This is a genomic window from Microbacterium alcoholitolerans (genome assembly GCF_050408615.1).
Lineage (GTDB): Bacteria > Actinomycetota > Actinomycetes > Actinomycetales > Microbacteriaceae > Microbacterium.
Map to the genome: position 1 here is coordinate 2197936 of NZ_JBNTKD010000001.1, position 23247 is coordinate 2221182.

The following is a 23247-nucleotide window of genomic DNA, read 5'->3' on the forward strand; positions in this document are numbered from 1 at the left end:
CGTCGCCATGGCCACGACGACGATGATCCTCGCCGGCGCCCTGGTTCCGGGTGTCGCAGCATCTGCGGCATCCGATGAACTCGACATCGCGTTCGCGGGGTCGCTCGTCGGCACCACGGCGTACACCACGGTCGAGGGCGAGACGATGCGCGGTGTCGTGCATCGCATGAACGGCGCCGAAGAGCAGCAACCGGGCGGCGGCGTGGTTCTCGGCGGCGGCACTCAGGGCATCCGGTACGACGCGTCCGGATTCTCGCTCGCCGAGCCTGATGCGACTTCGGGCTTCGCTGCAGAGCTCTCGATCACGGCATCCGCCTCTCAGACCGAGATGGCGACGCTCTTCGCCGCCGGCGGCAATCTGTTCGTGCGCATCGAGGGCGGCGAGTTGGTCTACGGGTTCGACTCGCAGTCGGACGGCTCCTGGCAGAAGAACCGACGCACGGCTCCCGCGCCGTCGGCGTCCACGCGCCACGAGATCTCGGTGCAGTACATCCACGTCGGTGACGGCGCCGAGCTGCACGTCTCGCTCGACGGAGTCGCGCTCACGCCTGTCGTGGCAGCCGCCCCGGCGGCGATCAATGCAGCCGCAGACGCCTCGCTCGGATTCGGCAACGACGTCCACCCCGCAGGCGGAGACCGCGGCTACAGCGGTCTGCTGCACCGTGTCCGCGTCGCGGCCGGCCTCACGGCTTACGACCCGGACCAGAACACCTTCCAGCCGCAGCCGGTGACGACCACGCTGCTCAACACCGGCTTCTCGGGGACGGTCTCCGGCGCAGATTACGCCCCTGCAACGGGAGAGATCGTAGAGGGCGCGCTCGCGCTGCGAAGCGGCGCAACAGTCGCGTCCGGCGAGCTCGTGCTCGCCGGCTCCGCGCAGGCGGCCGACTTCACAGCATCCGATGAGGTCTTCGACGGGCCGACCCTGGCTGAGGGCTTCGCCGCCGAGGTGGAGTTCACCGCCGACTCCGCCCAGAAGGACCTCGCGACGCTCATTGCCGTCGGGGGCAACTTCTCGGTGCGCTATCGCGCCGACGGACTGCAGTACGGGTTCAGCTCGAACGAGTCGGGCGAGTGGGTCGATCACATGGCCGCGACGGCAGTGCCCGCCACGGGCGAAGCGCACGTGCTCTCGGTGGCCTACCAGCCGATCGATGGCGGCGGCGCCGACGTCATCGCGTGGCTCGATGGCGTGGAACTGCCCAAGGTGACCGCACCCGAACGTTCCATCCGGAACGCCGCCGCCACGACCACAGCATCGTTCGGCAACGAGATCGCCGTCATCGGCGGCCGGGCGTTCATCGGGAAGATCGATCGCGCACGCTTCGCGCTGCTCACCGAGCCGTTCGTGAACGCGTCGTTCCAGTTCCAGCAGCTCAAGCCGGTGATCCCCTGCACCGAGCTGGGCGACATCGAACCGGCGAACTACGTCAGCGTCTCGGCCGACGATTGCGCCGAGAACATCCTTGCCAAGTCGGCGCTGGTGCGCCCGACCGACCAGCAGCTGCGCTGGCAGGAGCTGGGCCTGACCGGATTCGTGCACTTCGGCATCAACACCTTCTACAACCAGGAATGGGGCCACGGCACCGAGGACCCGGCGCGGTTCGACCCGACCGGTGCGGTCGACGTCGACGGCTGGATGAAGACGCTGCGCGACTCGGGCCACCGCATGGCGATCCTCACGCTGAAGCATCACGACGGGTTCGTGCTCTACCCCTCGCGGTACACCGACTACGACATCGCTGCCACCCCGTGGAAGGACGGCAAGGGCGACATCGTGCGCGAGTTCACCGATGCCGCCCGCAAGTACGGCATGCAGGTCGGCCTGTACATGTCGCCGGCCGACTCGCACGAAGAGATCGACGGGCGCTTCGGCAACGGCAGCGCGAAGTCTGAGCGCACGATCCCGACCCTGGTCGAGGACGACGACCGTGCCGGCAAGGACCTGCCCACCTTCACCTACGACGCCACAGACTATGGCGCGTACTTCCTGAACTCGCTGTACGAGATCCTCACCCAGTACGGGCAGATCGATGAGGTCTGGTTCGACGGCGCGGCCGGCAACACCGAGAAGCAGGAACTGTTCGACTACCCGGCCTTCTACGACCTGATCGGCAAGCTGCAGCCGAACGCCGTGGTCGCTGTCGGTGGTAACGATGTGCGCTGGGTCGGCAACGAGCACGGCACCGCGCGGCAGAACGAGTGGGCGCCGATGGCTGTGAAGGTGCCCGAGGACGGCGGAAAGATCGGCGTCGTGGCCGGCGGCTCCTTCGAGCAGGTCGGTTCGGCCGAACAGCTCGTCGCCGGTGCGCGGGGCGGGGCGGATGCCCTGCACTGGTGGCCCACGGAATCCGACATGAAGCTCACCCAGGGATGGTTCGCGCACCCGAACGACGCGCCCAAGAGCGGGCCGACACTGCTGAACCACTACCTGAACACGGTGGGCCGCAACTCCGTCATGCTGCTGAACACCCCACCCACGACCGACGGGTCGTTCGCTCCCTCATCGGTCTCGGCCCTGGAGTCGTTCGCCGCCGAGCAGCGCAAGGCGTTCGGCGTCGACCTGGCGATCGGCGTTCCCGTCGAGAGCCCGAATGGCGCGACCGACGCGCTCACCGACGGCAGCCGGCGCACCGCGTGGAGCAGCGAGGAGAAGACTGGAACGTTCACGATCGACCTCGGCGAGCCCCGCACGGTGAACCGCGTGACGATCGCGGAGGGCGTCGACGTGGCCGGGCAGACGGTGGATGAATTCCACATCGAGGCCGAGATCGATGGCGAATGGAAGAGTGTCGGCGGTGCCGGAACGATCGGCGTCAGCCGGATCGTCACTCTCGACGCAGCCACCACGGCTCAGCGGTTCCGTGTCGTGATCGACTCGGCGCGCGCACCGTTCGCGCTGGCGAAGCTGGCCCTTCACCCGACGCTCGCGCAGGACCCGGGCCGCCTTTCGGAGGTCTGGGTCGACTGCAGCGCCGAGCGTGCCGGTGACGGCTCGAAGGCCCGCCCGTTCTCGTCGCTCGAGCAGTTCCGCGAGACCGAGCTCGCGCCAGGGGCCGCTGTGCACCTTCGTGCTGGCACCGCCTGCGCCGACTCCGACACCCCGTTCTGGGGCTACGGCACGGACGAGGAGCCGATCGTCGTCGACGTCTACGGCGACGGCCCCGCGCCCACCTTCGGCGACCGCAGCGCGCGCGAGGTCTTCGAGCACCTGGAGGCACAGGGCTGGCAGCTCGACCTGCCGTCCGCTCCTGTCGCGGAGGCGCAGTTGGAGCTGGGTGCGTCGAGTGTTGTGGCCGGTGAGCAGGTGTCGGTGGACCTGAGTGGTTTCGCGGCGGATGCTGAAGTGCAACTGTGGCTGCATTCGGAGCCGGTCAAGCTGGATGACGTGGTGGTGGATGCTGACGGATCGGCGCGGGTGACCGTGACGATCCCGGCGGATACCGAGGCTGGAGACCACCGGGTGGTGGCGACCGATGCTGAGGGTGCGGAGCTGGCTGCTGCGGATCTGACCGTGACAGCCGCGCCCGGCGATGGTGATGGCGATGGTGACGGCGATGGTGACGGCGGTGGCACGGGTCCCGGTGACGGTTCCGGCTCGAGCGACTCGTCGGATGCTGGTGACGAGCTGGCCGTGACCGGTGCGGATGCGACTCTGTGGGCATCGATCGCAGCCGGCGGACTGGTGCTGATGACCCTCGGCGGACTGCTGTGGGCGCGGAAGCGCCGGCTGAGCTGATCGGCTGAGAGCACGTCGATGCGACCCGGGAAGACCCTGCTTCCCGGGTCGCATCGCTTTCAGCATCCGATCTTGTGCCGGATAACGGGCGCCGTTGTGCCCACGCGGCGTGTCGGGCGGGCGGCGCGCCGTGCCTGGCCCGGCACGTCAGTAATCCGGCACAGGGATGCCGAAGTGGATACCCGGGGCGGCGTCAGGTCAGGTCGAGCGCCGCGCGGATGATGCTGTCGGCGTCGATTCCGTGGTGGCGGTACACCTCGTCGATGTCTCCCGACTGACCGAAGCTGCTGACCCCCAGAGCCACCGAGGGCACCGAGTGCACCGTCGCGAGGAACGCCAGAGTGTGCGGGTGACCGTCCAGCACGGTGACCATCGGGCGCGCACGCTCATGCGGGAAGATCTGATCGAGGATCCACGAGTCGGCGCTGACGCCTTCGCGCCGGCTCGCCTGCAGCGCCTCGAAGATCAGCCCGGGGCTCGTGATGCAGATGACGTCGGATTCGATCCCGATGCCGGCAAGGCGCTCGTGCGCGCTGATCACCTCGGGGATCATCGCGCCCATCCCGACCAGCGTCACGCTCGGGTTCTCGGTGCGTCGGAGGAAGTAGCCGCCCGCGACCGCCTGACGACGACGCCGCTCCCTGGCGGCCGGATCCTCCGGAACCTGTGCGAGCGTCTGATCCACGGGCCGGGTGGAGAGCCGGAAGTACGCGGAGCGCCCGCCCTCGCGCCCGATCTGGCGCATCACGTCGAGCAGCGTCCACTCGACGTCGAGTACGAAAGCCGGCTCGTAGGCGACGCACTCGGGCTGCTCCAGGCCGATGCTCGGGGTCTTGATCGACTGGTGCGCGCCGCCCTCCGGCGCGAGGCTCACGCCGGAGGGCGTGCCGATCAGGATCGACTGCCCGCCCGCGTACATGCCGTACGACCACGGCTCCAGCGCTCGCTCGACGAAGGGGTCGTAGATCGTGCCGATCGGGATGAGCGGCTCGCCCCAGCGGCTCCACGTCGCCCCGAGCTCGCCCAGCAGCGAGACCAGATTCACCTCCGCGATGCCCAGCTCGATGTGCTGCCCATCAGGACGCTCCTGCCAGTGCAGCATCGTCTCGGCGTCGTCGCTGAACCAGTTCGGACGCTCGGCAGGTGCCCACACGCCGACCTTGTTGATCCAGCCGGCGAGGTTCGTGCTCGAGCTCACGTCCGGGCTCACGGTCACGACGCGTCGCGCCACCTCGGGCGCTACGCGGGTGAGGTCGACCAGCATCCGCCCGACCGCGGCCTGCGTGGTCGCTGTATTGCGCGGCGTTCGCCCGAGATCCTGCGGGGCAGCCGGCAGAGTGGCCGCGAGCACCGGCTCGCGCACCAGCCGGGCGGCGGCGTCCGCACACGCACGTGCCGGCCCGCTGCCTTCGGGGAACGCACGCCACGGCGCGGAGGGATCCTCGCCGAGCCGCTCTGCCAGGGCGTCGAACTGCTCGATGCTCAGCAGCGACGAGTGGTTCTGCGGGTGCCCCTCGATCGGCAGGCCGCGCCCCTTGACGGTGTACGCGATGATGACGGTCGGCCGGGTGTCGTCGATCGCGGCGAACGCGGCGCGCAGCGCCTCCAGGTCGTGGCCGCCCAGGTTGCGCACCGCGGCCAGGACCGTCTGGTCGTCGAGCGTCGACAGCAGGGAGCTGATCGCCTGCGCGTGCGGGCCGCTTCCGGGCATCCGATCGCGCACCTCCGCGGCCGAGCAGCGCAGCAGGCGCTGGTACTCGGCGTTGGGCATGTCGACGATGCGCTGACGCAGGGCGTCGCCGCCCGGGCGAGCGAACAGATCCTCCAGCAGAGCGCCGAACTTCACGGTCAGCACCTGCCAGCCCGCGGCCTCGAACAGTCGCTGGATGCGCTCGGCAGCGGTCTTGGGCACCACGCGGTCGAGAGACTGGCGATTCAGATCGACGATCCAGACGATCTCGCCGAGCTCCTGCACGGACGGGTCGAGCACGGCCTCCCAGATCGCACCCTCGTCGAGCTCCGCGTCGCCCACCAGCGAGTACTGCCGACCGCGGCCGGCGGTGCCGGACATCGAGTTCACGAACCGGCGCGAGACCGCCGCCCAGATGGGAGCCGTCGCGCCGATGCCCACCGAGCCGGTCGAGAAGTCCGCGGGCACCGGATCCTTGCGGCGGCTGGGATAGCTCTGCAGACCGCCGAACTGCCGCAGTGTCGTCATCCACTTCTCATCGAGTGTGCCGAGAAGGAACTCGATGGCGTGCAGCACCGGAGAGGCATGCGGCTTGACGGCGACGCGATCGCCCGGCTGCAGCTGCTCAAGCCACAGCTCGGTCATGATCGTCACCATCGACGCGCTTGACGCCTGATGACCGCCGACCTTGACGCCGGTCTCGTTCGGACGGACCTTGTTCGCGTGGTGGACCATCGCGGTGGCGAGCCAGAGCACTTTGTTCTCGATGGCATGCAGCGTCTCCAGCGTGCAGGTGCGATCTGCCGTCAGTGTCGCGTCCACGTCGCGCCTCCTCGTCGAGCGGTTGTTCATTCGTGCCGCTGAGTATCACCCTGATAAACGTGGAGCGCAAACTGCGATCTGAGATTGATCAGGATGCGCAAATCGGGGTGAAGCCGCACTGCTAATCTGACCAACATGGTGAAGCAGACAGCCGACGCCGCGGATCGTGCCATCCTCCGAACACTCATCGACGACCCCACCGCGACCGGCGTGCAGATCTCAGAGCGCACGGGACTCGCACGCAACACCGTGCGCACCCGCTTGAACCGCTACGAGACCGAGCCGGCGCTGCTCCCGTTCGAGCACCGGATCGCGCCGGCGTTCCTTGGATTCCCGCTGCGCGCCTACGTGACCACGACGGTCATCCAGCGCGAACTCGATGCGGTCGGCGAAGCGCTGGCATCCATCCCCGAAGTGCTCGAGGTGAGCGGCGTTGCGGGCGGAGCCGACCTCATCATCCTCATCGTCGCCCGCGACACCGACGACCTGTACCGCGTCGCAGGGGCCATCCTCGACATCCCCGGCGTCGTCCGCACCGAGACCGGCCTGGTCATGCGCGAGCTGGTGCCGTATCGCGCTGCCCAGCTCGTCGATGACAGCGAGAAGGATGTAGTGCGCCGCAAAGCTCAAAGTTGAGCCACCCCATATCAACTTTCTTGACAGCATCCGATCGTGCGTTTACACTTGAGTCATCACGACTCAGGTTTCCCTTGACGGGTTCCGCGAGTCGTCCCGCAGACTCTCACCCATTAAGGAGAAACACATGGCACGTGCTGTCGGAATCGACCTCGGAACGACGAACTCCGTCGTCAGCGTCCTCGAGGGTGGCGAGCCCAAGGTCATCGCCAACGCCGAGGGCTTCCGCACCACCCCGTCGGTGGTCGCATTCACCAAGGATGGCGAGGTGCTCGTCGGCGAGACCGCGAAGCGCCAGGCCGTCACCAACGTCGACCGCACGATCTCGTCGGTCAAGCGCCACATGGGCACCGACTGGTCGTTCGACGTCGACGGCAAGAAGTGGACGCCGCAGGAGATCTCCGCGCGCATCCTCCAGAAGCTGAAGCGCGACGCCGAGTCGTACCTCGGTGACACCGTGACGGATGCTGTCATCACCGTCCCCGCGTACTTCAACGACGCTGAGCGCCAGGCCACCAAGGAGGCCGGCGAGATCGCGGGCCTGAACGTCCTGCGCATCATCAACGAGCCGACCGCCGCCGCTCTCGCGTACGGCCTCGACAAGGGCAAGGAAGACGAGCTCATCCTCGTCTTCGACCTCGGTGGCGGAACCTTCGACGTCTCTCTGCTCGAGGTGGGCAAGGACGACGACTTCTCGACCATCCAGGTGCGCGCCACCTCCGGTGACAACCGCCTCGGCGGCGACGACTGGGACCAGCGCGTCGTGGACTACCTGATCAAGCAGTTCAAGGAGACCACCGGCGTCGACGTCTCGGGTGACAAGATCGCGCTGCAGCGCCTCAAGGAGGCCGCCGAGCAGGCGAAGAAGGAGCTCTCGTCCTCGACGAGCACGAGCATCAACCTGCCGTACCTGTCGCTGACCGAGTCGGGCCCCGTCTCGCTGTCCGAGACGCTCACCCGCGCGAAGTTCGAGGACCTCACCAAGGACCTGCTCGACCGCACCAAGAAGCCGTTCGAGGATGTCATCCGCGAGGCCGGCATCAAGGTCAGCGAGATCGACCACATCGTTCTCGTCGGCGGATCGACCCGTATGCCCTCTGTCGCCGAGCTCGTCAAGCGCGAGACCGGCAAGGACGCCAACAAGGGCGTCAACCCGGATGAGGTCGTCGCGGTCGGCGCCGCACTGCAGGCCGGTGTGCTGAAGGGCGAGCGCAAGGACGTCCTGCTCATCGACGTCACCCCGCTGAGCCTCGGCATCGAGACCAAGGGCGGCATGATGACCAAGCTCATCGACCGCAACACCGCGATCCCGACCAAGCGCAGCGAGACCTTCACCACTGCCGACGACAACCAGCCGTCTGTGGCGATCCAGGTCTTCCAGGGCGAGCGCGAGTTCACCCGCGACAACAAGCCGCTCGGCACCTTCGAGCTCACCGGCATCGCGCCGGCTCCCCGTGGCATCCCGCAGGTCGAGGTGACCTTCGACATCGACGCCAACGGCATCGTGCACGTGTCCGCGAAGGACAAGGGCACCGGCAAGGAGCAGTCGATGACGATCACCGGCGGCTCGTCGCTGTCGAAGGAGGACATCGACCGCATGGTGCGCGAGGCGGAGGAGAACGCCGCCGACGACAAGAAGCGCCGCGAGGCCGCTGAGGTCCGCAACCAGGCCGAGACCCTCGCCTACTCGATCGAGAAGCTGATCAAGGAGAACGAGGACAAGCTGCCCGAGGACGTCAAGACCGACGTGCAGGCTGACGTCGACGCCCTGAAGACGGCTCTCGCCGGCGAGGACGACGACGCGGTCAAGACCGCGTTCGACAAGCTGAACGAGTCGCAGGGCAAGCTCGGCGAGGCGATCTACGCGCAGGGTCAGGCGGATGCCGCAGCCGGCGCTCCGACCGACGGCGAAGCCCCGGCCGACGACGCTTCCGCTGAGGAGGACGTCATCGACGCCGAGGTCGTCGACGACGAGGATGAGGACAAGAAGTAACCATGACGGACAAGAACTTCGACGACGACAACGCCGAGGTTCACGCTGACGGTGCGGGGTCGGATGCTGCGGCATCCGGCCCCGAGCCGCAGGTGAACCCGGATGCCGCATCTCAGCCCGCGGCCGCTGACGCGGCGGCGGCCGAGGGGTCGGATGACGACCTCACGGTCGAGGACATCCTGGCCGCCATGCAGACCGAAGAGGCAACGCTCGAGGATGCTGACGGCGCCGGAATCGCGGATGCCGAGCGCGACTTGCTCAACGACCTCAAGCGACTGCAGGCCGAGTACGCGAATTACCGCCGGCGCACCGAGGAGCAGCGTCACCTCGAGATCGCTCGGGCGAAGGGCGAGGCCGCCAAGGGCCTGCTGCCGGTGCTCGACGACCTCGACCGCGCTCAGCAGCACGGTGATCTGGTCGACGGCTCGGCATTCTCGGTCATCGCCGAGAAGGTGCGCACCGTGGTCGAGCGCCTCGGCGTGGTCGCCTACGGAGCCGCGGGCGAGGAGTTCGACCCTCAGCACCACGAGGCGATCTTCCAGCAGCCCACTCCCGGCGCGACCGCGTCGACGATCCTCGAAGTGGTCGAGGTCGGCTACCGGCTCGGCGACGTCGAGCTGCGTCCGGCGAAGGTCGTCGTCGCCGTACCCGCAGAGTAGGTGATCAGTGGCTAGCCAGGACTGGTTCGACAAGGATTTCTACAAGACGCTCGGCGTCACGAAAGACGTCTCCGACGCCGACCTCAAGAAGACGTATCGCAAGCTCGCGCGGAAGTATCACCCCGACTCGAATCAGGGTGATGCCAAGGCCGAGGCGAAGTTCAAAGAGGTCAGCGAGGCGTACAGCGTGCTCAGCGACGCCGAACAGCGCCGCGAGTACGACGAGATCCGCGCGATGGGCTCGGGTGCGCGCTTCACTGCACCCGGCTCAGGCGCATCGGGCGGGTTCGAGGACGTCTTCAGCCGATTCGGGCAGGGCGGCGGCCGGCAGGCCGACTTCGACGACATCTTCTCGATGTTCTCGCAGGGCGGCGGCGGTGGATCGTTCGGCTCTGGCCGCTTCGGTCAGCCGACCGGCGGATACCGCGGGTTCGGCGGGCCGCAGAAGGGCGCCGACGTCACGGCGCGCACGACGCTCGACTTCGTCACCGCCGCGCAGGGCGAGACCATCACCCTGCAGGCCGAAGACGGCAAGCCGTTCAAGGTGAAGGTGCCCGCCGGCGTCGCGGACGGGCAGAAGATCCGCCTGCGCGGCCGCGGTCGTCCCTCGCCGGACGGCGGTGAGCCAGGCGACATCGTCGTGCAGGTGAAGGTGCGACAGCATCCGGTGTTCACCCGCGACGGACTCAACCTGCGCCTGACGGTGCCGGTGACGTTCACCGAGGCGACCCTCGGAGCCACCATCGAGGTGCCTACGCTCGGCGGCGACACGGTCAAGCTGCGCGTCGCGCCCGGCACGCCCTCCGGGCGAGTGCTGCGCGTGAAGGGTCGGGGCATCGCATCCTCGAAGGGGACCGGTGATCTTCTCGCCGAGCTGCAGGTCGCGGTGCCGACGCATCTCGACGATGCGGCCCGCGCGGCGCTCGAGGCGTTCCACGCCGTCGAGCCGAACGAGAACCCGCGCGCCGAGATGATGGCGAAGGCGAAGGCCTGATCATGATCCGCTCCGCACTGCGTCTTCCGGAACAGGAGATTCGCCGAGAACAGGATGATTCACGCGAATCCGTCCTGTTCTCGCAGGATGTCCTGTTCTCGGTCGAGCGCGGAGCGCCGGGAGGGTGGTGATGAGGGTGCCCGAGATGGCTGCTGACGCACCCGTCTTCGCGATCGCCGTCGCCGCGGAGCTGGCCGGAATGCACCCCCAGACCCTGCGGCAGTACGACCGCATCGGCCTGGTGGTGCCCGGCCGCACCCGCGGCGGCTCGCGGCGCTACTCGGTGCGCGACATCGAGCAGCTTCGCGAGGTCGCCCAGCTCTCGAGCGAGGGGATGAGCCTGCCAGCCATCGCCCGTCTGCTCGATCTGGAGGACGAGGTGCGGATGCTGCGGCGCCGCGTCGTGGAGCTCGAGGGCGCGCTGCGCGCCGAGCGGGAGAACCGCCCTGGCGTGCGCGTGTTCGCCGCCGGGGCGACCGGCTCGATCGTCCCGGTCGGGTCGGGCCGGCGGATCCGCCGTTCGACGGAGGTCGTGCTCTGGCATCCGCGCGCCCGCCGCGACGACGAGCCGACCGACCGGAGTTGACCGACCGGAGTTGACCGGGCCGACGGTCAGATGCCGAGCACGGCTTTCGCGATCAGGAAGTAGATGATCAGGCCCGTCGCGTCGACGAACGTCGTGATGAACGGGTTCGAGAACACGGCCGGGTCGACCTTGATCGCGCGCGCAGCGAGCGGCATGATGCCGCCGATGGATGCCGCCACCGTGCACACCGCCGTGAGGGTCAGCCCGATCACCAGGCCGATGTGCCAGTCGTAGACCAGACCGGCGATACCGAACCCCAGCAGCCCGAGCAGCAGCCCGAGCGACAGCCCCACCCGGATCTCGCGGGAGAGCACCTTGCGCACATCGCGCGGGGCGATCTCGCCGAGTGCGAGCGAACGCGTCACCGTCGTGGCCGCCTGATTGCCGGTGTTGCCGCCCGTGCCGATCAGCAGCGGCACGAACAGAGCCAGCACGGTCATCTGCGCCAGTGTCGCCTCGAACGTGTCGAGCACCTGCACCGTGAGCGTCGCGCCGACGGCGAGCACCAGCAGCCAGACCACGCGGGAGCGCACCAGGCGGCGGATGGGCGTCGACAGGTACGAACGCCGCAGCGGCTCCACACCGCCCTGGCGGGCGGCATCCTCGCTCTCCTCCTGCTTGAGGATGCGCGCGGCGTCGTCGATGGTGAGGATGCCGACGAGGCGCTCCTCGCTGTCGACGATGGGCAGGGCGAGCAGGCCGAGATCGGTCGTGCGGCGCGCGGCGGCTTCGGCGTCCTCATCGGCGTTCGCCACGTGCGCCTCGTGCATGAGGGCAGCGACGCGGCTGCCATCGTCGGCGGCGAGCAGGTCACGCAGGCTGACGACGCCGACGACCCGCCGCCCTGCGTCGGTGACCGGCAGCGTGTAGACGGTCTCGGCGTGATCGAGGTTCGCGCGCACGCGGCGCATGGTCTCGCCGACGGTGGACTGCGGGTGGGTGGTGAAGATCTCAGGGCTCATGCGGCGCCCGATCGCGTTCTCGGGATAGCCAAGGACGGATGCCGTCAGCTCGCGCTCCCGCGACGAGAGCCCGCGCAGCAGACGGGGCGCGACGGATGCCGGCAGCTCGTCGATCAGCCAGACGCGGTCGTCGGGATCCATCTCGGCGAACAGGCGGGTGACCTCCGCATCCTGCAGGGCCTGGATGAGGTCGCTCTGCATGCCCGGCGGCAGTGCCTCGAACACCTCGAGCGCCCCGGTCTTCGCCAGCAACCGGTAGACGACAGCGCCGTCGGCGATGCTCAGGCGCCCGAGCAGCTCGACGATCTCGGGCACGGGCATCGGAGTGAGAGCGGCCGATGCCGCCGCGAGGTCACCGCGGGAGAGGGACTGCTCGATCGCGTCGGCGACGTCGGAGATGTGTTGCAGCTGCTTGGGAGTCATGGCATGCCTTACGGGAAGGCACCGCGCCTGGCGGCAGACGCACTCCGATGAGGCGTCGCTCAGCCGAGCGGTGCGGAAGTGGAAAGAGGGAGTCGTCTGCGACTATGACTGTCACCGGACATGATGAACCACCTCCACTTCCTGGCTCTCGCGTGCGTGTGCGCGTTCCCGCACACGCGTCAACTGTAGCCGCTGCGGCTGAGCGGATGACGGGGAGGCCGCCGCGCGGGGCGGTGGGGCCAGAGCTGGTCAGTCCCCGAGCAGGCGCTGAGTGGCCCCGGTGACGTGCGCGCGCATCGCCTCGGCGGCGGCGGCACCGTCTCCCGCGGCGATCGCGTCGTAGATCGTGGTGTGCTCGGGCGCGGCCAGTCGCGCACCCGTGCGGCCGAACTTCGAGAACAGCCGGAATCGCTGGATCTGCCCGCCCAGGGCGGCGTACGCCATCTCGAGGAATCGGTTGCCCGCCTGCGCAGCGATGGCCATGTGGAAACGGTCATCCGATCGCCAGTAGAGGTCGAAGCGCTCGGTCTCGACGTCGGCGGCTTCGGCTGAGCGGTGAAAGTCGTCGACGGTCTCCTTCAGGGTTCGCAGGAACGCGTCGGTTTTGCGCAACGCCGCCTGCTCGGCCAGCTCGGGTTCGATGAGCAGCCTCGCCTCCATCAGCTGCTGCACCTCGGTGCGGGTCATCATCGGCGCGACCCGGTAGCCGCGCAGCGCTTCGCGCTCGACCAGGCCGGTGTGCTCGAGCCGGGCCAGAGCTTCGCGCAGCGGCGTCTGGCTCACGTCGAGCTCACGTGAGAGGGCTCCGATGTTGAGGCTCTGCCCTGCCGCGCGATCGCCGGACATGAACTGCTGCAGCAGCAGATCGTACATCTGGTCGGCGATCGGCCTCCTGGTCGCTGTCGGCTCGATCATGGCTTCAGTCTAGAGTCACGGGGCGGGGCCCCCGGGGAGCCGGAGGGCCCGTGGAGCCGCGTCATGCGCTCGCCGAGCCAGTTGACTCCCACCCCCGCAAGGTTCGTCGCGCTCGCCACCAGCAGTGCTCCGAGAAGACCGTCGGTGAGTTCATGCGTGCTCCCGAGATGAACGGCGAGGAGTGTCGAGAAGCCGATGAACATCGCCGGCACGGCGGCGAACGCACGCAGGCGCCCGAGAAGGATGAGAATCGGGTTCGCGACGGCGAGGGACAGCACCGCGCTCAGCCACTCGGGCGCGTTGGGGCCGAGCAGGGGAGCCACCACCGCGGTGGCGGCGAGCGTCGCAGCGCCGAGCACGCCGCCGGCGGCAAGGCAGAGGAGCACGACCCGTGAAGGTATCCCGCCTCTGCGCGCCAGCGAGGCGGCCGCCCAGCCGAGGAACACTCCGTATACGGGCATACCCAGGATTCCGCCGACGAGGACCGCCGCGACAGCGAGGATCGTGGCGGACAACTCGGGTGGCATCGGCCGGCGCCGTGCCCCGCTGTCGACCGCTTCCGCAGCCGTGACGGACGGTGAGCTCATGCGCGTTCCAGGCAAGAGAGAACCTCCTTGATTTCCTATACTATAGCGAATAGTATTAGTTTCGGAGTTGATGATGTATGACGGAGCGGCGGTGAGAACCTGATGGACATGTACATGGCACAACCCCTGGTCGAGGGATTCCCAGGCAAGTCCTCGTCGCACGGCGCTTTCGGGTGGAGCACCGTCTGGCTGCTGGATGACGGTGTGCGCCGAGCGCTCATCGACGTCGGTCCGCCGTCGTATATCCCGCTCATCCACTTGGGTCTCGAGCGACTCGGCTTGACCGCGGATGACATCACCGACGTGCTGCTCACGCATATGCACTGGGATCATGTCGCGAACTTCACGATGTTCCCGAACGCGGTCACGTGGGTGGGCGAGCGTGAACTCGCCTGGGCCGCGGAGCAGCCGGCCGGCACGCCCTTCATTCCCGATCTGCATGTGCGCGAACTCCTGCAGCGGGACCGTGTGGAGAGGATAATGCCCGGCCGGGAGGTGCTCCCCGGCATCCATGCATTGGATGCCGGGGGGCACACGCCCCACCATCTCGCCTTCTTCTCGGACCGCATCGATACGCCTGCCGTCTTCGCCGGCGACTCGGTGAAGAACATCTACGAACTCACCACCCTGCGCGTGGACTCCACGCTCGACGAGCGTCAGAGCATCGCCACGATCGACCGGCTGCGCTCTTTGCTGACCGACACCTCGGGCGTGCTGTTGCCAGGCCATGACGTCGCGCTGGCTCTCAGTGACGGAGAGGTGCGGCGCATGCGTCCGCAGCGAGCAGGGATCGGCTACTTCGCTGATGGAGTGATCGGCGAACAGGATCGCAGCATCGGCTGATCGCTGCGCAGGAAGGACGATGATGACCACAGTGCTGTACACCGGAGGTACCGGTCGCATGGGACGCGTGATCCGCGAGGGTCTGGCGGGCCGTTACGACCGGGTGGTGCTCTATGCGCGGAGCTCACCCGACGAGCCGCTGCACCCCGGCGAGGAGGTCGTGATCGGCGACCTGTCCGACCTTGCGGGCCTGACAGCGGCCGCAGCGGGCGCCGACGTCATCGTGCACCTCGGCGGCATCGCGGACGAGGCGCCCTACGAACAGATCCGCGCCGCGAACATCGACGGCACCTACCACGTGTACGAAGCGGCTCGACGAGCGGGTGTCCGTCGCGTCGTCTACGCGAGTTCCAACCACGTGATCGGATTTCACCCCGCTGACGAGGTGCTCGATGAGAGCGCGCCGCTGCGCCCGGACACTTACTACGGGGTCTCGAAGGCGTTCGGCGAGGCGCTGGCCAGCCTGTACCACGACAAATGGGGGATCGAATCGGTACTTCTGCGGATCGGCACGATGCGTCCGGCGCCCGAGGACACGCGCCAGCTCGCACTGTGGCTGAGCTGGCCGGATGCCGTTGAGCTCACGCGGTGCTCCATCGAGAGCGGACCGGTCGGATGCCAGGTGGTGTACGGAGTCTCGGCCAATTCCGAGCAGTGGTGGAATTCCGCCGTCGGCTGGGATGCGATCGGGTTCGTGCCGCGGGACGACGCCGCAGAGCACGCCGAGAACGTCGACCGCTCCGCGCCGACTGCCGCCTTCCACGGTGGCGGATTCACCGCCGTTGACTACGAAGGGGGAATCTGGTGAATGCCGACGTTCTCATCACGACCGCGTTTCTGCATCCCGGCGATGAGGTCGATCGCAGCCTGCGCGCCGCAGGGCTGACCACTCGCCATGAACCCCAACTCGATCGGCTAGACGATGCGGATCGGCAGCATGCGCTCGCAGCGACCCGCGCGATCATCGCCGGCACGCGGCCACTGACTGCGGCCGACATCGGGGCCGCGGCAGACCTGCAGATCATCGTGCGAACCGGAGTCGGCTACGACAGCGTCGATGTCGCTGCGGCATCGGAACGCGGTATCCCGGTGTGCGTCACCGCCGGGGCCAACCGTCAGGCCGTTGCAGAGCACGTGTTCACGCTCATGCTCGCGGCTGCGCGACGCGTTCCCGACAGCATCCGCAACCTCGACGCCGGCACGTGGCAGCAGCCGACCGGTCGGGAACTGCGGGGCGCCACACTCGGGATCCTCGGGCTCGGCTCGATCGGCAAGGCCGTCGCCCTCATCGCCGCCGGATTCGGCATGACGGTGATCGCCTACGATCCGTATTTCGACGCGGCGTTCGCCGAGCAGCAGGGCATCCGTCGGGTGACCCTCGACGAGTTGCTGATCGACGCTGACTTCGTCAGCCTCCACCTCTTCCTCGACGACTCGACGCGAGGCCTGATCGGTGCCGAGAAGCTCGCCATGATGAAGAACGACGCCATTCTGATCAATACCGCACGCGGTGGCATCGTCGATGAGGTGGCGCTCGTCGACGCTGTCCGAGAGGGAGTCATCGGCGGCGCCGCACTGGACGTCTTCGCCGTCGAGCCGCTGCCCAAAGACAGTCCGCTGCTGCGTACGCCGGGGATCGTCGCCACGACACACGTCGCTGGTGCGACGCGCGAGGCGCGCAGCGAATCCGGCCGGATGGCTGCGGCGAATGTGATCGGGGTGCTGACCGGGGCGGATGCCCCGCAACACGTGGTCAATCCCGGACATGCGGTGGTGCCGGCATGATCATCGACACGGACGCCGGTCAGCTGCGATTCGCGGCGAACCTCAAGTGGATGTATACCGAACTGTCTTTCGAGGAACGTTTCGACGCGGCCGCCACATCGGGCTTCACGGCAGTCGAGTTCGCCTCTCCGTACGCCCTGCCGGCAGACCGGATCGGCGAGCTCGCGAGGGATGCCGGTGTGCGAATCGCGCTGATCAACACTCCCGCCGGTCCCGCGGGCTCCGACACGGTCATGGGAGCCGGGTTCGTGCCTGCGGCGGGGGATGAGTTTCGCGCCGGCGTGACCAAGGCGCTCGAGTACGCCACGGCACTGGACGTTCCCGTGGTGCATGTGATGGCGGGGCTGCGCCCGGAGGGCGTCGATGCGGATCGTGCGTTCGCCGGCTACGTGGCGAATGTCGCGTGGGCGGCCGAGCAGGCTCATGGCACCGGTATCCGTCTCGTGCTCGAGGCCATCAACAAGCGCGATCAGCCCCGTTACGGACTCGCGTCGATGGAGGCCGCCGCAGCGGTCGCCGAGGCCGTCGACCCTGATGTCGTCGGTGTTCTGTTCGACGTCTACCACGCCCAGGTCGACCGAGGAAACCTCATCGAGAGGTTCGAGAGCCTGCGCCGTCACATCGGTCACGTTCAGATCGCCGACAATCCCGGGCGCGGAGAGCCCGGAACCGGAGAGATCGCCTACGAGCGGGTCCTCGCCCGCATCGCGGCGAGTGGCTATTCCGGCTGGATCGGATGCGAGTACGGACCCGTCGCCGGCACCGAGGCGGGCCTGTCATGGATTGAGAGGATCACACGATGAACACTCCCCGGATCGCCGTGATCAGCGCCACGCCACTGGCGATCGAACCGGCAGCGACCGCCGTCCGCACGGCGTTCCCCGACGGCACGGTATGGAACCTGCTCGACGACCGATTGCTCGCCGATGCGCAGCTCGACGGCGGGATAAGCGAGCGACTGGCCGCGCGGATGGACCGCATGATCGAATCGGCGCTCGCTGACGGAGCCGATGGCGTGCTGCTCACCTGCTCGCAGTATGGGAGCAGGGCCGAGGTTCGCGACGCGGTCGCTGATGGCGTCGCCGTGCTCTCCGCTGACGGTCCGCTGTTCGACGAGGTCGTGATGATGCGGCCCGCGAAGCTGCTTCTGGTCGCATCGCTCGAGTCTGCGGCAGCCGACAGCGGTGATCGCCTGCTCGCGGCTTTCGAGACCGCTGGACAGTCGCCGGAGCTGAATCGTCTCGTCGTGCCTTCGGCGGCCAAGCCGCTCGCCGTCGACGAGCTCGTGAGCGCGCTCCTCGAGGCGATCACCGCGGCACCGGGCGATCACGACGTCGTGGTGCTCGCGCAGTACTCTCTCGCGCCCGCGGCGTCGGCGCTCGCCGAGCGGCTCCAGCAGCCTGTGCTCGACGGGCCGGCAGCCGCCGCGCGCCGGCTCGCGGCGGCCATACCGGGAGATGTCGCATGATCGGCGTGATCGCGGACGACGTCACCGGCGCGACAGACGTGGCGGCCGCGCTGAGCCGTGCAGGGCTGCGCACCGTGCTCGTGCTTGACGCGGGAGCGCCGCTCGTGGCCGACGCGGCTGACGCGGATGCCGTGGTGATCGGACTGAAGACCAGGTCGATCGCTCCGCATGACGCCGTGTCACAGAGTCTCGCTGCCCTCGACGCGCTCGAACTTGCGGGAGCAGAACGCTTCTACCTGAAGTACTGCTCGACCTTCGACTCCACCGCAGAGGGAAACATCGGTCCGGTGACCGAAGCGCTGGCCGAACGCCTGAATGAACGCCTCATCGTCACGACCCCGGCATCGCCGTTGCATGGCCGCACCGTCTATCAAGGGCACCTTTTCGTCGGCTCGGACCCTTTGCACGAGACGCATATGCGCCATCATCCGATCACTCCCATGCACGATTCGTCGGTGCCCAGGCTGCTCGGCCCGCAGGTCGGCGGGACGATCGACGTCCTCAGCCTGCAGACCGTGCACCGCGGAGCATCCGCGGTCGACGCCAGGATCCGCGAGGCGGCTGAGGCGGGCGTGCGGCACTTGATCGCGGATGCCGTCGCCGAGGGCGATCTCGACAGCATCGCCGCAGCCTTGCACGATGCCGTGCTCGTCGCCGGGTCTGCGGGGCTCATCGGCGCTCTCGCGCGCCGCATCCCGGCATCCGGTCGTCCACTGTCGACACCCGGAGAGGGGCGCACGGCGCTGATCGCCGGAAGCTGCTCGCGGCGCACGCTCGAGCAGATCGACCGTTTCCAGAAGGCCGGCGGCGAATCGTTCCCGCTCGTCGCCGACGATCAGAGCACTGCCGAGGGCCTGGCCGCCGACGCGCTCGCATGGTGGGATCGACTGCCCGACGGCAGCTCGGCGCTGATCTACTCCTCGCAGCCCGCCGAAGAACGCGCCGCCGGAATGCCCGGCGTCGGGGCACTGTATGAGGAGACAGCCGGACTGGTCGCCCGTGGGCTGGCCGAGCGAGGGCTGCGGCGCATGCTCATCGCGGGTGGCGAGACCTCTGGTCAGGTCGTGAAGGCGCTTGGGACGCACACCGCCGTCGTCGGCGAGGAGGTGGCAACGGGTGTCCCCTGGATCCACGACACCCGGCAGGACCTTCACCTCGCACTGAAATCAGGAAACTTCGGCGGACCCGACCTCTTCGTCGACGTCGCCCTTGCCGGAGGCGAACGATGACCGATGCGAGAGACCAGATCGCGCGCGTGGCGCACTCCGTGCACGCGCGCAGGCTGACGCACGGACGCACCGGCAACCTCGCGGTCCGCGATGGCGGACGGATCCTCGTGACCCCGACCGGGGTGAGCCTCGGCGAGATCGAGCGGGAGCAGCTGTCGGTACTCGGCCCGGACGGCACCCATCTCGACGGCCCTGCGCCTACGAAGGAGGCTTTCCTGCACGTGGCGATGCTGCGAGCCCGTCCAGACCTCCGCGCCGTCGTGCACACGCACTCCGTCTACTCGGCTGCGCTGTCATGCCTGGCGGAACTCGACGAAGAAGACCCGCTGCCTCCCCTGACCGCGTACTACGGCATGCGGATAGGCAGGCTCACTGTGCTGCCGTACTTCGCCCCGGGAGACCCGGCGGCCACGGCAGCGGTCTCGACGGCGGCCGAATGCAGCCATGCGCTGCTGCTGCGCAATCACGGCCCCGTCGTAGCTGGCGCCGATCTCGATTCCGCGCTGGATGCGCTCGAGGAGCTCGAGCACACCGCGCAGGTGCACTTCATCACGAGCGGGCATCGCACGGCCCCGCTCACCCCCGACATGCTGGCCGCGTTCGCAACTCGCGTCGCCGAGGGAAGGACACCCCGCCCATGACCACCCCGCCGATTTCTCCGGCGCCGATCTCGCTCTACAGCGGACTCGTCGTCCGTGAGCCGATCGTCACGACTCTCGCCCCCGAATTCGAACGGGAGAGCGGCACCCGGGTCGAGACCGTCTTCGAGCCGACGACCGTCCTGCTTGAGCGCATCGCGGCCGGTGAACGTCCCGATCTGTTCCTCGGCGTCGCTGCGGCCGTGCGAGAGTTGGGGGAGCGAGGCGTCCTCGACCCGCTGACCGTCACCGAGATCGCCGTGTCGGCCGTGGGATTCGCTCGGATGCCGCAGGACCCCGGCCCCATCGACGACTCGGTGCGCGCGTTCCTCGACTACGTGCTCGGAGCACCCGCTGTCGCGTATTCGCTGTCGGGCGCGAGCGGATTGCATTTCGCCGACACGATGCGTGCACTTGATCTGCTCGAGCGCATCGATCAGAGCGCCGTGCGCTTTGCCACAGGGCTGACGGCCGAGGCCGTTGTAGACGGGCGCGCGCAAGTGGCTATACAGCAGATCAGCGAACTGCGCTCCGTGCCCGGAGACCACGTCGTCGAGCCGATTCCGCACGAGCTGCAGTCCTATGCGCGCTTCGCGGTGGGAGTGCGCCCCGGTGCTTCCGAATCAGCGCGGCGCTTCGCCGATCAGCTCTCGGGAGACCGCGCCGCCGAGGCCTACGCTGCCGTCGGACTGAGCGCGCCGAGACCCCAGGCCGTCCGCGGCTGAACGAACGATTCGAGATCGCCGTACCGCGGTGATCCACCCCAGAAGGAGTGATGATGCGGAAAGTCATAGTCGATACGGATACGGGCGTCGATGATGCCCTCGCGCTGATGCTGCTGGCGGCAGACCCCGACGTGCAGATCCTCGCTGTCGTGAGTGTCTTCGGGAACTGCCACGGTGACCGCGCGGCGGACAACGCGCGCTATGTGCTCGATACGTGCGGTCGTCAGGATGTGCCGGTGTACCGCGGCAGCGATCAACCGCTGCTGCAGGAGCTGCGGCTCTCATCGGGCGTCCACGGTGACGATGGCTTTGGCAACACCGGACTGCGTCCCGAGACGTCGGTGCCGACCGAGCCCGATGGAGTCGATGTGATCCTCGACCTGGTCGCCCGGCATCCGAACGAGATCGACTACCTCGCTCTCGGGCCGCAGACCAACCTTGCCAGGGCACTGGAATCTGAGCCGCTGCTGCTGCAGAAGCTCCGAAGCACGACGATCGTGGGAACGCTCGGTCCTGCCCTATACGGCGACACCGAGCCGTGGGCCGATCGGCGGTTCCGCGTGTCGCGCGACCCCAACGTCTCGTTCGACATCGATGCCGCTCAGCGTGTCGCGGCGTGTGCGGGCGACGTGACCTGGTGCGGCCCCTACGTGACACGGCAGGCGCTGGTGCCCGAGGCGTTCTTCCTCGAGATCGCCTCGTCGACGGGACATGCGCCCGCTGAGTTGATCACGAAGATCAGCAAGGACTATGCCGGCTTCTACTCGCGCTCATACGGTCGCCCCGCCGATGCTCGTGTGATGGGCATCAATGACAGCCTCGCTGTCGCGACGCTGCTTCGCCCCGATCTGGTCGCCGGCTCGGTGCAGCGGCCGCTGCAGACCTTCGATGATCCGCAGAACGGCGAGCGCTATCTGGCCGGAGTGCATCCAGAGCCGGACGAGAGGCGCCCGTTGCATCGGATCATCTTCGATATGGATTTCGCGGGTGTCCTCGACATGATTGAGGGCGTGCTGCGCCGTCCGCTCCCGTGGTGATCGTGCGGAGATCATCCGTGCAACATGCTGGAATAATCGTATAGTACTGACTATAGTATTCGATAACCCTCCCGTTTGCCCCTCAATACAGAGCGAAGGAGCTCTTCAGAGATGTCTAGAATCCAAGATGTGGGTCCCGAGATGGAAACCCAGAAGCTGTCGCCCGTGGCGAAGCAGAAGCACGCCAAGCAATTGTTCGCGCTCAGCGCGGGTCATGCTCTCGAATGGTACGACTGGGCGATGTTCGGCCTGCTCTCGGTCTACATCGGACAGGCCTTCTTCCCTGGCGAGGATGCGGTCGCCGCGACGCTCAACTCGCTGGCCGTCTTCGCCGTCGGCTTCGTCGTCCGCCCCATTGGAGGGGCGCTGCTCGGCACGGTGGCGGACCGGATCGGGCGCCGCCCCGTGATGATCGGCGCTGTCGGCGCGACGGCGTTCGCGAGCCTCGTCATCGGCCTGACGCCGACCCACGAGTCGATTGGCATCTGGGCCGGCGTCATCGTATTGCTGTGCCGTGTGCTGCAGGGCTTCTCCACGGGCATCGAGGGTTCTCTCGGCGCGGCCTACGGTGTCGAGCTCGTACCCGAGCGGCCCGGCTACGTCGCCGGCTTCATGGCGACGTTCAACAACTTCGGCAACATGCTCGCCCCGCTGACGGCGTTCGCAGCCAGTGCCACCCTCGGCCCTGAGAACATGGCGGAGTTCGGTTGGCGCATCCCGTTCATCCTCGGCGGTCTGCTCGGCATCATCGTCCTGTGGCTCCGGCGGACGCTTCCCGAGACGCTGCCCGGCAGCGGAGCCGCAGCCAAGGATGCCGAGCCGGTGACGCGCACCGAGACCATCGAGGTCTGGCGCGGTGTGCGCCACTACTGGCTCAGCGTGCTTGCGGTCGTGTTCATCGTCGGCGCACTCCAGGCGTACAACTACACCTGGCTGTCGGGCCTGCCGTCGCTGGCGACTGGATCGTACGGTGAAGATCCGACGGGCGTGTTCTTCGTGTCGACCACGCTCGGTGTCATCCTCACGGTGGGTGCATGGGTGCTCAGCCGCGTGCTCGACAAGTGGGATCTCTCGCGCTGGTTCGTGATCGGACGTCTGCTGACGATCCCCACGATCTTCCTGGTTCTGCTCTACACCGGCAACGGCGTCGGGTCGTTGGCCGCAGTGCTGCTCGGCGGATCGCTGATTCTGCTGCTGAACCTCACCATCTTCAGCACGGTCGCGAATCTGATGATCCCGCAGCGTTACCGCGGCACCGCGGTGGGCCTGGGGTACGGCATCGGTGTGGCCGTGTTCGGAGGTACCGCCTCGTACCTGTTCGTGTACCTGCGCAGTGTCGGCCTCGGCGGGATCTTCCCGTTCTACGTCGCAACGCTGTGCGCCATCAGCGTCGTGCTGTATCTCGTGGCGAAGCGCCGCAACGGAGTGTTCACCGCTGACAAGTGAGCTGATCACCACATGCGCCGCGCCGTCCAGTCCGAGAGCGACTGGACGGCGCGGCGTTGTAACGTGCCGG

The 23247-nt window shown here is 67.9% G+C and carries 20 protein-coding genes; 16 read left to right on the forward strand and 4 right to left on the reverse strand.

Going from position 1 to position 23247, the window contains the following annotated elements; genetic code table 11:
* Nucleotides 1-7: 7 nt before the first annotated feature.
* Nucleotides 8-3739 carry an alpha-L-fucosidase gene (locus ACQUSX_RS10540; RefSeq protein WP_428906882.1) on the forward strand — a complete coding sequence of 1244 codons (3732 nt, stop codon included), beginning with the start codon at nucleotides 8-10 and terminating at the stop codon, nucleotides 3737-3739.
* Between the two features lie 193 nt (nucleotides 3740-3932).
* On the opposite strand, the gene ACQUSX_RS10545 is transcribed toward ACQUSX_RS10540, so the two are convergent.
* Nucleotides 3933-6281, reverse strand: coding sequence for a transketolase-like TK C-terminal-containing protein (locus tag ACQUSX_RS10545; protein ID WP_428906883.1), 2349 nt, complete (start codon nucleotides 6279-6281; stop codon nucleotides 3933-3935).
* Nucleotides 6282-6386: 105 nt separating this feature from the next.
* On the opposite strand from ACQUSX_RS10545, the gene ACQUSX_RS10550 reads away from it, so the two are divergent.
* The 5 genes from ACQUSX_RS10550 to ACQUSX_RS10570 all read left to right on the forward strand — a co-directional run bounded on the left by ACQUSX_RS10550 (nucleotide 6387) and on the right by ACQUSX_RS10570 (nucleotide 11119).
* Nucleotides 6387-6887: an Lrp/AsnC family transcriptional regulator gene (locus ACQUSX_RS10550; RefSeq protein WP_428906884.1), complete on the forward strand. Its 501-nt coding sequence runs from the start codon at nucleotides 6387-6389 to the stop codon at nucleotides 6885-6887.
* Nucleotides 6888-7014: 127 nt separating this feature from the next.
* Nucleotides 7015-8880, forward strand: a complete 1866-nt coding sequence (gene dnaK, locus ACQUSX_RS10555) for a molecular chaperone DnaK (RefSeq protein WP_428906885.1) — start codon at nucleotides 7015-7017, stop codon at nucleotides 8878-8880.
* Between the two features lie 2 nt (nucleotides 8881-8882).
* A complete protein-coding gene (locus ACQUSX_RS10560) occupies nucleotides 8883-9539 on the forward strand; it encodes a nucleotide exchange factor GrpE (RefSeq protein ID WP_428906886.1) in 657 nt (218 codons plus the stop codon).
* 7 nt (nucleotides 9540-9546) lie between these two features.
* The gene (locus ACQUSX_RS10565; protein WP_428906887.1) at nucleotides 9547-10533 is read left to right on the forward strand and encodes a DnaJ C-terminal domain-containing protein; all 987 of its coding nucleotides are present in this window, start codon (nucleotides 9547-9549) and stop codon (nucleotides 10531-10533) included.
* Between the two features lie 145 nt (nucleotides 10534-10678).
* On the forward strand, nucleotides 10679-11119 hold the full coding sequence (locus tag ACQUSX_RS10570) for a heat shock protein transcriptional repressor HspR (protein WP_428906888.1): 441 nt from the start codon (nucleotides 10679-10681) through the stop codon (nucleotides 11117-11119).
* Nucleotides 11120-11145: 26 nt separating this feature from the next.
* Here the strand turns inward: ACQUSX_RS10570 and mgtE are convergent, their stop codons facing one another.
* The 3 genes from mgtE to ACQUSX_RS10585 all read right to left on the reverse strand — a co-directional run bounded on the left by mgtE (nucleotide 11146) and on the right by ACQUSX_RS10585 (nucleotide 14006).
* Complete coding sequence (mgtE, locus tag ACQUSX_RS10575) at nucleotides 11146-12504, reverse strand: magnesium transporter (protein WP_428906889.1); 1359 nt, start codon at nucleotides 12502-12504, stop codon at nucleotides 11146-11148.
* A gap of 249 nt (nucleotides 12505-12753) precedes the next feature.
* Nucleotides 12754-13419 (reverse strand): GntR family transcriptional regulator, encoded by a 666-nt coding sequence (locus ACQUSX_RS10580; RefSeq protein ID WP_428906890.1) that lies wholly within the window; start codon nucleotides 13417-13419, stop codon nucleotides 12754-12756.
* Complete coding sequence (locus ACQUSX_RS10585) at nucleotides 13416-14006, reverse strand: DUF1097 domain-containing protein (protein WP_428906891.1); 591 nt, start codon at nucleotides 14004-14006, stop codon at nucleotides 13416-13418. The genes ACQUSX_RS10580 and ACQUSX_RS10585 overlap by 4 nt, the downstream gene beginning before the upstream one ends.
* A gap of 114 nt (nucleotides 14007-14120) precedes the next feature.
* Here ACQUSX_RS10585 and ACQUSX_RS10590 point away from each other — a divergent pair, with 114 nt between their 5' ends.
* From ACQUSX_RS10590 to ACQUSX_RS10635, 10 genes are all read left to right on the forward strand, one after another.
* Nucleotides 14121-14849 carry an MBL fold metallo-hydrolase gene (locus ACQUSX_RS10590; RefSeq protein ID WP_428906892.1) on the forward strand — a complete coding sequence of 243 codons (729 nt, stop codon included), beginning with the start codon at nucleotides 14121-14123 and terminating at the stop codon, nucleotides 14847-14849.
* A gap of 19 nt (nucleotides 14850-14868) precedes the next feature.
* On the forward strand, nucleotides 14869-15657 hold the full coding sequence (locus ACQUSX_RS10595; RefSeq protein ID WP_428906893.1) for an NAD-dependent epimerase/dehydratase family protein: 789 nt from the start codon (nucleotides 14869-14871) through the stop codon (nucleotides 15655-15657).
* Entirely contained in the window at nucleotides 15654-16634 is a 981-nt protein-coding gene (locus ACQUSX_RS10600; protein WP_428906894.1) for a phosphoglycerate dehydrogenase, read from the forward strand. Before ACQUSX_RS10595 ends, ACQUSX_RS10600 begins: the two co-directional genes overlap by 4 nt.
* Entirely contained in the window at nucleotides 16631-17437 is an 807-nt protein-coding gene (locus ACQUSX_RS10605) for a hydroxypyruvate isomerase family protein (RefSeq protein ID WP_428906895.1), read from the forward strand. The genes ACQUSX_RS10600 and ACQUSX_RS10605 overlap by 4 nt, the downstream gene beginning before the upstream one ends.
* Nucleotides 17434-18102 (forward strand): hypothetical protein, encoded by a 669-nt coding sequence (locus tag ACQUSX_RS10610; RefSeq protein ID WP_428906896.1) that lies wholly within the window; start codon nucleotides 17434-17436, stop codon nucleotides 18100-18102. Before ACQUSX_RS10605 ends, ACQUSX_RS10610 begins: the two co-directional genes overlap by 4 nt.
* Nucleotides 18099-19331 (forward strand): 3-oxo-tetronate kinase, encoded by a 1233-nt coding sequence (gene otnK / locus ACQUSX_RS10615; RefSeq protein ID WP_428906897.1) that lies wholly within the window; start codon nucleotides 18099-18101, stop codon nucleotides 19329-19331. The genes ACQUSX_RS10610 and otnK overlap by 4 nt, the downstream gene beginning before the upstream one ends.
* Nucleotides 19328-19972: a class II aldolase/adducin family protein gene (locus ACQUSX_RS10620; RefSeq protein WP_428906898.1), complete on the forward strand. Its 645-nt coding sequence runs from the start codon at nucleotides 19328-19330 to the stop codon at nucleotides 19970-19972. Before otnK ends, ACQUSX_RS10620 begins: the two co-directional genes overlap by 4 nt.
* Nucleotides 19969-20694, forward strand: a complete 726-nt coding sequence (locus ACQUSX_RS10625) for a substrate-binding domain-containing protein (RefSeq protein WP_428906899.1) — start codon at nucleotides 19969-19971, stop codon at nucleotides 20692-20694. Before ACQUSX_RS10620 ends, ACQUSX_RS10625 begins: the two co-directional genes overlap by 4 nt.
* A 53-nt stretch (nucleotides 20695-20747) precedes the next feature.
* On the forward strand, nucleotides 20748-21731 hold the full coding sequence (locus ACQUSX_RS10630; protein ID WP_428906900.1) for a nucleoside hydrolase: 984 nt from the start codon (nucleotides 20748-20750) through the stop codon (nucleotides 21729-21731).
* 141 nt (nucleotides 21732-21872) lie between these two features.
* Nucleotides 21873-23177 (forward strand): MFS transporter, encoded by a 1305-nt coding sequence (locus tag ACQUSX_RS10635; RefSeq protein ID WP_428906901.1) that lies wholly within the window; start codon nucleotides 21873-21875, stop codon nucleotides 23175-23177.
* The last annotated feature ends 70 nt before the right edge of the window (nucleotides 23178-23247 follow it).

Coding starts and splice junctions, on each gene's coding strand:
- dnaK (WP_428906885.1), top strand. CDS start 7,015: ATGGCACGTGCTGTCGGAATCGACCTCGGAACGACGAACTCCGTCGTC.
- ACQUSX_RS10570 (WP_428906888.1), top strand. CDS start 10,679: ATGGCTGCTGACGCACCCGTCTTCGCGATCGCCGTCGCCGCGGAGCTG.
- ACQUSX_RS10590 (WP_428906892.1), top strand. CDS start 14,121: ATGGCACAACCCCTGGTCGAGGGATTCCCAGGCAAGTCCTCGTCGCAC.
- otnK (WP_428906897.1), top strand. CDS start 18,099: ATGATCGGCGTGATCGCGGACGACGTCACCGGCGCGACAGACGTGGCG.
- ACQUSX_RS10605 (WP_428906895.1), top strand. CDS start 16,631: ATGATCATCGACACGGACGCCGGTCAGCTGCGATTCGCGGCGAACCTC.
- ACQUSX_RS10630 (WP_428906900.1), top strand. CDS start 20,748: ATGCGGAAAGTCATAGTCGATACGGATACGGGCGTCGATGATGCCCTC.
- ACQUSX_RS10580 (WP_428906890.1), bottom strand. CDS start 13,419: ATGATCGAGCCGACAGCGACCAGGAGGCCGATCGCCGACCAGATGTAC.
- ACQUSX_RS10595 (WP_428906893.1), top strand. CDS start 14,869: ATGATGACCACAGTGCTGTACACCGGAGGTACCGGTCGCATGGGACGC.
- ACQUSX_RS10540 (WP_428906882.1), top strand. CDS start 8: ATGGCCACGACGACGATGATCCTCGCCGGCGCCCTGGTTCCGGGTGTC.
- ACQUSX_RS10585 (WP_428906891.1), bottom strand. CDS start 14,006: ATGAGCTCACCGTCCGTCACGGCTGCGGAAGCGGTCGACAGCGGGGCA.
- ACQUSX_RS10625 (WP_428906899.1), top strand. CDS start 19,969: ATGACCACCCCGCCGATTTCTCCGGCGCCGATCTCGCTCTACAGCGGA.
- ACQUSX_RS10545 (WP_428906883.1), bottom strand. CDS start 6,281: ATGAACAACCGCTCGACGAGGAGGCGCGACGTGGACGCGACACTGACG.
- mgtE (WP_428906889.1), bottom strand. CDS start 12,504: ATGACTCCCAAGCAGCTGCAACACATCTCCGACGTCGCCGACGCGATC.
- ACQUSX_RS10560 (WP_428906886.1), top strand. CDS start 8,883: ATGACGGACAAGAACTTCGACGACGACAACGCCGAGGTTCACGCTGAC.
- ACQUSX_RS10620 (WP_428906898.1), top strand. CDS start 19,328: ATGACCGATGCGAGAGACCAGATCGCGCGCGTGGCGCACTCCGTGCAC.
- ACQUSX_RS10635 (WP_428906901.1), top strand. CDS start 21,873: ATGGAAACCCAGAAGCTGTCGCCCGTGGCGAAGCAGAAGCACGCCAAG.
- ACQUSX_RS10610 (WP_428906896.1), top strand. CDS start 17,434: ATGAACACTCCCCGGATCGCCGTGATCAGCGCCACGCCACTGGCGATC.
- ACQUSX_RS10550 (WP_428906884.1), top strand. CDS start 6,387: ATGGTGAAGCAGACAGCCGACGCCGCGGATCGTGCCATCCTCCGAACA.